This window comes from Azohydromonas caseinilytica, from assembly GCF_012927045.1.
GTDB lineage: Bacteria > Pseudomonadota > Gammaproteobacteria > Burkholderiales > Burkholderiaceae_C > Azohydromonas > Azohydromonas caseinilytica.
In genome coordinates, this window is the sequence record NZ_JABBFW010000062.1 from 1 (window position 1) to 6049 (window position 6049).

Here is a 6049-nt window from a genome sequence, read left to right on the forward strand (position 1 = left end):
AAGACAAGCCTGGCAACGCATCAAAATAAGCCTTGAAACGGAGTCGTTCGAGACGGCCTTCGGCACCGGCAAAGCTGGCCGGTATATGCCGACTCTGGGTGGCCGGATTACGCCGACGCGTGACAGCAGCTGGGCCCGTACGGTGCGGAACCAGCGCTCCTGCTTGCCCTTGCCCTCGGGCTGGTAAGGCCGGGCATGGATCAGCGCTACGCCCAGCCGGGCGCACACCAAGGCCAGCTGCTGCGAGCGGTAGTTGGCGCCGTTGGCCACGTACCCTAGGCAGCTGCTCGATCTCGGCCAGCGTGCCGGGGAAGCGCGCTGCCAGATGGTGGGGCAGCAGGCCGAACGTGCGATGACCCTGCGGGCAGTACCAGCGCGCGACGCGGGTGCCTGCTGCGCGCTTGCGCTCATAGCTGCCGTGCCGAGCCAGTCCACAGCCTCCGCGCGGATGCAGCGGACAGCGTGGAAGGATTGCCCGACACCAGAGCTCTCGGATAACGTACTCGGCGCCGGCAAGCCCCGTGTCGAATCGAAGCCGCACCGGCATCGGCCCCGCGTGTTGCGGCACGGTCTTGCCCTGCCAATGCCGCCACTGCAAGGACCATTACCGCCCCAGGTAATCTGGGTGCCGGCCACCAGTGCCCGGGTGCTGCAGATCTTGAAGAACCTGTCCTATGCCGGCGCCAGGACCCACTGAGAAGGCACAGCAAGGGTACCTACAGTGGTACCGTGAAGATCCCGGTGGATGAGTGGACCGTGTGCCTGCACAACACCTATCCGGATCCACCGCGACCACTGGCAAGACCTGCGGGAGGCGAACGCCGGCGCGCGGGGCCAGGCGGGCTCCAAGTTACACCCTTCAGCGGCCAAGCCCCGCAGTTTCTCTCATCCAGGTTTACGCGCTGCTATGACTTTTGATTGACGCGCAGCAGCCCACCTTCTACGCCTTGATGTCCTGGTGGGCTTGAAGCCACAGCTTATTAAGCCGGTTGTTATTCGTCCCCGGGGTATGCAGCCGCTGTGTTTCGCTGGCCGCCATGCCGCCGAAGCACGTCCGCCACCTGTAGAACGTCGCGTCGCTGAAGCCTCCTTGGCGGCGAATGTACTTGACAGGAATACCGGCTTCGGCCTGCCTGAGAAAACCAATATCTGCTCGCCGGTGAACCGGCTCTTGCGCATCTCCGTTCCTTCTTCTAGAAACAGACTCTACTAATCCAGCGCTGGTGTGCTACACGAGGCAGGTACTGCAAGCGCAGAGCCCCAGGGTTGTGCCTGGATAAAGGTTCTGGCTATGACAGGGTGCGTGATATTTTGCTGGGCTTCAGCTTTGCCGTAAATATTTGTGCCCGTGGCGAAGAAGCTGAAAACATAAAAAGACGTGCTTTATTGGCTCGCCAATCAAATAGTCTGCCTGCTTGATTTAACTTCAGCGCACATCAGGTGTCGATTATCAAGGGGGCAATGATCCGCTCTGGTATGCCGCGCAAGATGTTCATGAAACCACACGCAATGCGCTTGAGTGTGCCGGAATAGCTAGTAGCTGGCCGTATGTGCAGCTCGGTTTTGAGATCGCGGTTGATGAACTCGTCGGGGTTCATTTCCGGAGAGTATGGTGGCAGATAAAACAATTCGAGCTGGTTTTGCTCTCGTCCAGCTGCTCCTGCACCTCGTGGAACTTATGTGCCGCCAAGCTGTCAATGATAAGAAACACCTTAAGGCTTGGGGCACGGACCAAGTCTGTCATGACATCAATGAGGCAGACGGAGCTCATATCACCCTCGATGAATTTGAAGCGCGGCAGCCCTTGGTTGGGCAGTGCAGAGCATCATGGTGATGCGCGGCTTGGGCTGCTTCGTGGCGTGCTTTTACACCGGTGTGTGGTTGGTCAATGCGTAGCCTCGCATCCAGCCCGTGTCCTAGCGCATAGGTGTCTCATCGGCCCGGTAGATACTTACTCTTGGCACGGTACATGATGGGCGGGGTGCTCGACTTGCCGCCGCTGCTGAACTTGCGCCGGATGCTGCTCCAACGCCTCCCTGGCCGGGCGCTATGGCATGAAATTACAACGCCGCAAATACTCGCCCGCCGTCCGAATGGGGATGTCGGTTTTCCACCTCATCTTGACTGCCTGCATAACTGCTGCATGGTTTCACATGGCATAAGGCAATCCCAGTTGCGCAGTACCGCCTTAGGTAATATTGTCGTGTAGCAGTGTCTGTTGCGCCAACTCCAGCGCACAATGATATCCAAACGTTCGACCACGCTTGGCCGACGTGACATCGCCCAATTCCCCGTCACAGCCAGCACCAAATCGCTTGCCCCATTCAATCAAAATTTGGCGAGTCACGCTCAGAGTTTCGAATATTGCGCTCCTCATACGCCTGTCCCTGCACAATTCATGTGCTTATGGCTACATTATGGCTACAGGTGCTGCGCCGTATTTTCGGAAAGACGGCGTCCGTCGATCTTGCTCGTTGGTGCAATATATATGCGGTGAAGCCTAGTCTTGCCAGCTTCATAAGGCGAGTCGCTATGTCGCGGAATGCGCCTGCAGCCGGCTTACTTGATTCGCCGGGTGCTGATGCGCTGCAGTAAGTGTCAGACACCTATTTGGTTATGCTGCAGCTCGACTTGCAGTCCTGTCGTTTAGCAGGTTAGCGGTCTATTAGAGTAAGCTCCAAATGATGCTTTGTGTATGCCCCTGTTTGTCTAGCCGCCTTATGTGATTGAGGTGAAATAGCTTGTTAAAAGCCCATGCCGGCCTCGATGGCCAGGCATGGGCTTGGTTTTTATTTCTGGTGCTTTTGAGCCCAATTTGCCATGCCGTCACGAATTTCGGTGCGGGCGCTTTCTGAGCCTTCCCAGCCAAGTACTTTGACCCATTTGCCTTTTTCAAGGTCTTTGTAGTGCTCAAAGAAGTGTTGAATCTGCTTCAGGCGCAGTTCATTGAGGTCCTCGGGTTTCTCCCAGTGGCTGTAGATCGGGAGAATCTTGTTGGTCGGCACGGCCAGCAACTTACTGTCACCTCCAGCTTCGTCTTCCATCTTCAGGATACCGATGGGTCGGCACGTCACCACGACACCCGGAATGAGCGGGTAGGGCGTAATGACCAGAACGTCCACAGGGTCGCCGTCGTCCGCCAGCGTTTGAGGGACGTAACCATAGTTGCACGGGTAGTGCATCGCTGTGCCCATGAAGCGGTCAACGAACAGTGCGCCGCTATCTTCATCAACCTCATACTTGATGGGGTCAGCATTCATCGGGATCTCGATGATGACGTTGAACTCTTCAGGTGCTTTGGCACCAGGCGTTACGTTGTGCAGGCTCATGACTTCACTTGGTTGGGGGGAAACCGCTCATTCTAAGTACAGCGCTTGCCGCCGCCTGACTTGCTGTTGCTTCAGTGCCAGCAAAAAAACGAAGCAGAAGACAAAGTCATCCCGTAGCATGAGTTCGCACCCTCAGTGTGGTCCGCTACGTAGCGCCTGCGCGGGGGCAAGCGATACCGGCTCTATGACAGCGGCAACTTACACCGAAGGGAGCATCCTTGATGACTACCGACTGGGCGCTGTTCCTCTCCCTGGCTTGTGGACTGGCTGCAGTCCTTTATGGTTTCGTCCAGCGCAGCTGGATTCTTCGCCAGGACAGCGGCAATGAGCGGATGCGCGGAATAGCGACTGCTGTGCAGCAAGGAGCCGCTGCCTACTTGGCTCGGCAGTACAGGACGATTGCATTCGTCGGGGCCGTATTGGCTATCCTCATCGGAGTTTTTCTGAATCCTTTGACAGCAGCCGGCTTTGTTCTCGGTGCGTTGTTGTCAGCAGCATGCGGTTTTATCGGAATGAATATTTCGGTGCGCGCTAATGTTCGAACTGCACAGGCGGCAACTCTAGGAATTGGTCCCGCGCTTAACGTGGCATTCCGGGGTGGGGCAATTACAGGAATGTTGGTGGTGGGTCTAGGACTGCTTGGTGTGGGAGGCTTTTATTGGTTTATTATCTCAAGCGGAAACAATAGTTCTACGCGGAACCTCTCTGATGCGCTCAGGCCCATGCTGGGTTTCGCATTTGGTTCGTCACTTATTTCTATATTTGCAAGGCTGGGTGGGGGCATCTTTACAAAGGGTGCAGACGTAGGAGCTGACTTGGTAGGTAAAGTGGAGGCTGGTATTCCCGAAGACGATCCACGTAATCCGGCGGTGATTGCTGATAACGTAGGAGATAACGTCGGAGATTGTGCGGGCATGGCTGCAGACCTTTTTGAAACTTATGCGGTCACGTTGATTGCAACCATGGCGCTGGGCACATTGATGGTGCCTAGCGCCCCTATCGAAGCAGTTGTGTATCCTCTACTGCTGGGTGGTGTCTCAATCATTGCATCCATTATTGGTTGTGCTTTCGTGAAAGCTAGGCCCCAAATGAGAAATGTGATGCCGGCTCTTTATAAGGGCTTGATTGTGGCTGGAGTATTATCACTGCTCGCATTCTGGGTGGTTACTGTGATTATTTTCCCTCAAGACGCTTTAGGGAAATATACGCACCTGCGCTTGTGGGCTGCTTGCGTGGTGGGTCTTGCATTAACTGCGGCCATGGTTTGGGTTACTGAATATTATACCGGCACGCAGTATAAGCCTGTACGGCACGTGGCGCAAGCATCTACCACCGGGCATGGGACGAATATTATTGCAGGTCTTGGGGTAAGCATGAAGAGTACTGCTTGGCCCGTGGTATTTGTGTGTATCGCAATTGCGATCTCTTATCAATTGATCGGCCTTTATGGGATAGCTGTTGCAGCCACGTCCATGCTAAGTATGGCTGGAATTATTGTGGCTCTTGATGCCTATGGCCCTATCACGGACAACGCGGGCGGGATTGCCGAAATGGCTGATCTGCCGAGCAGTGTAAGGGATATCACCGACCCTTTGGATGCAGTGGGGAATACTACCAAGGCGGTGACTAAAGGTTATGCCATTGGTTCGGCAGGTTTGGCGGCGCTGGTGCTGTTTGCTGATTATTCGCATGCATTGCAGGGTCGCGGTGTAAATGTGCGATTCGACCTCTCGGATCCAAGTGTAATTATTGGTCTTTTTATTGGTGGGTTGATTCCTTATCTTTTCGGCGCCATGGCAATGGAGGCTGTTGGGCGAGCGGCTGGTTCAGTGGTCGAGGAAGTTCGGCGTCAATTTCGAGAAATACGGGGCATTATGGAGGGCTCGGGGCAGCCGGAATATGGTCGCGCCGTTGATATGCTGACAAGCGCTGCCATTAAGGAGATGGTTGTGCCATCTCTGTTGCCGGTTATTGCTCCCATTTTTGTGGGTTTATTGTTGGGGCCTAAGGCGCTTGGTGGATTGCTGATGGGAACTATTGTTACCGGGCTTTTTGTTGCTATCAGTATGTGCACCGGCGGAGGCGCTTGGGATAATGCAAAAAAATATATTGAAGATGGGCACTATGGAGGAAAAGGGTCTGACGCTCATAAGGCTGCGGTGACGGGTGATACGGTAGGTGATCCTTATAAGGATACTGCCGGGCCTGCCGTCAATCCATTAATAAAGATAATAAATATCGTTGCACTTCTAATTGTTCCAATTCTACCTCTGGATAATTACTCCATGAATTCTTTGTATGACTCGCTTGCTGAGTCGTATGTCGCTGTTTTGTCTGGGCATTAGCAAGAAAAAGTATTGGCGATTATTCTTAAATATTGGGTGCAATCAATTCAAAAGTGCAATACTGGAGCGTGGTGCTGGTCGGGTAAGGCATTAATCCATGTCAGTGAAGATGGCAGAGCCGGAGAAGCGTCCGATGAGACGTGATATACAGTTGCGGCCAGTGGAGTGGCTGACGATTGCAAGCCCGCTGCAGCGGCGTAAAAGCCTTTGAGTCGGACCTGCGAAACTATTTTTGTCGCAGTACGGCACTAGTGGGTCATCCGGCACGATGGGTGGACTTTTGTTCGACAACGACTATTGTTGTTGGGACGGCTGCTTTTCAGGAGGCATGCCATGGCCTACCCACGCAAGGATCAGTTACGTGCGCTGACTGAT

At 54.5% G+C, this 6049-nt stretch carries 3 protein-coding genes and 2 pseudogenes; 1 reads left to right on the forward strand and 4 read right to left on the reverse strand.

Features of this window, described 5'->3' with window-relative positions; all coding sequences use genetic code 11:
- Positions 1-123: 123 nt before the first annotated feature.
- From HHL10_RS30910 to ppa, 4 genes and pseudogenes are all read right to left on the reverse strand, one after another.
- Positions 124-273, reverse strand: a pseudogene (locus tag HHL10_RS30910) (IS481-like element ISGur11 family transposase); the annotation flags it as partial.
- A gap of 667 nt (positions 274-940) precedes the next feature.
- A complete protein-coding gene (locus HHL10_RS31435; RefSeq protein WP_169164038.1) occupies positions 941-1147 on the reverse strand; it encodes a transposase in 207 nt (68 codons plus the stop codon).
- Between the two features lie 289 nt (positions 1148-1436).
- A pseudogene (locus HHL10_RS29665) lies at positions 1437-1634 on the reverse strand (transposase); the annotation flags it as partial.
- A 1155-nt stretch (positions 1635-2789) separates the two neighbouring features.
- Complete coding sequence (ppa, locus tag HHL10_RS29670; protein WP_169164036.1) at positions 2790-3329, reverse strand: inorganic diphosphatase; 540 nt, start codon at positions 3327-3329, stop codon at positions 2790-2792.
- Between the two features lie 221 nt (positions 3330-3550).
- Here ppa and HHL10_RS29675 point away from each other — a divergent pair, with 221 nt between their 5' ends.
- Entirely contained in the window at positions 3551-5674 is a 2124-nt protein-coding gene (locus HHL10_RS29675) for a sodium-translocating pyrophosphatase (protein WP_169164037.1), read from the forward strand.
- Positions 5675-6049: the final 375 nt, after the last annotated feature.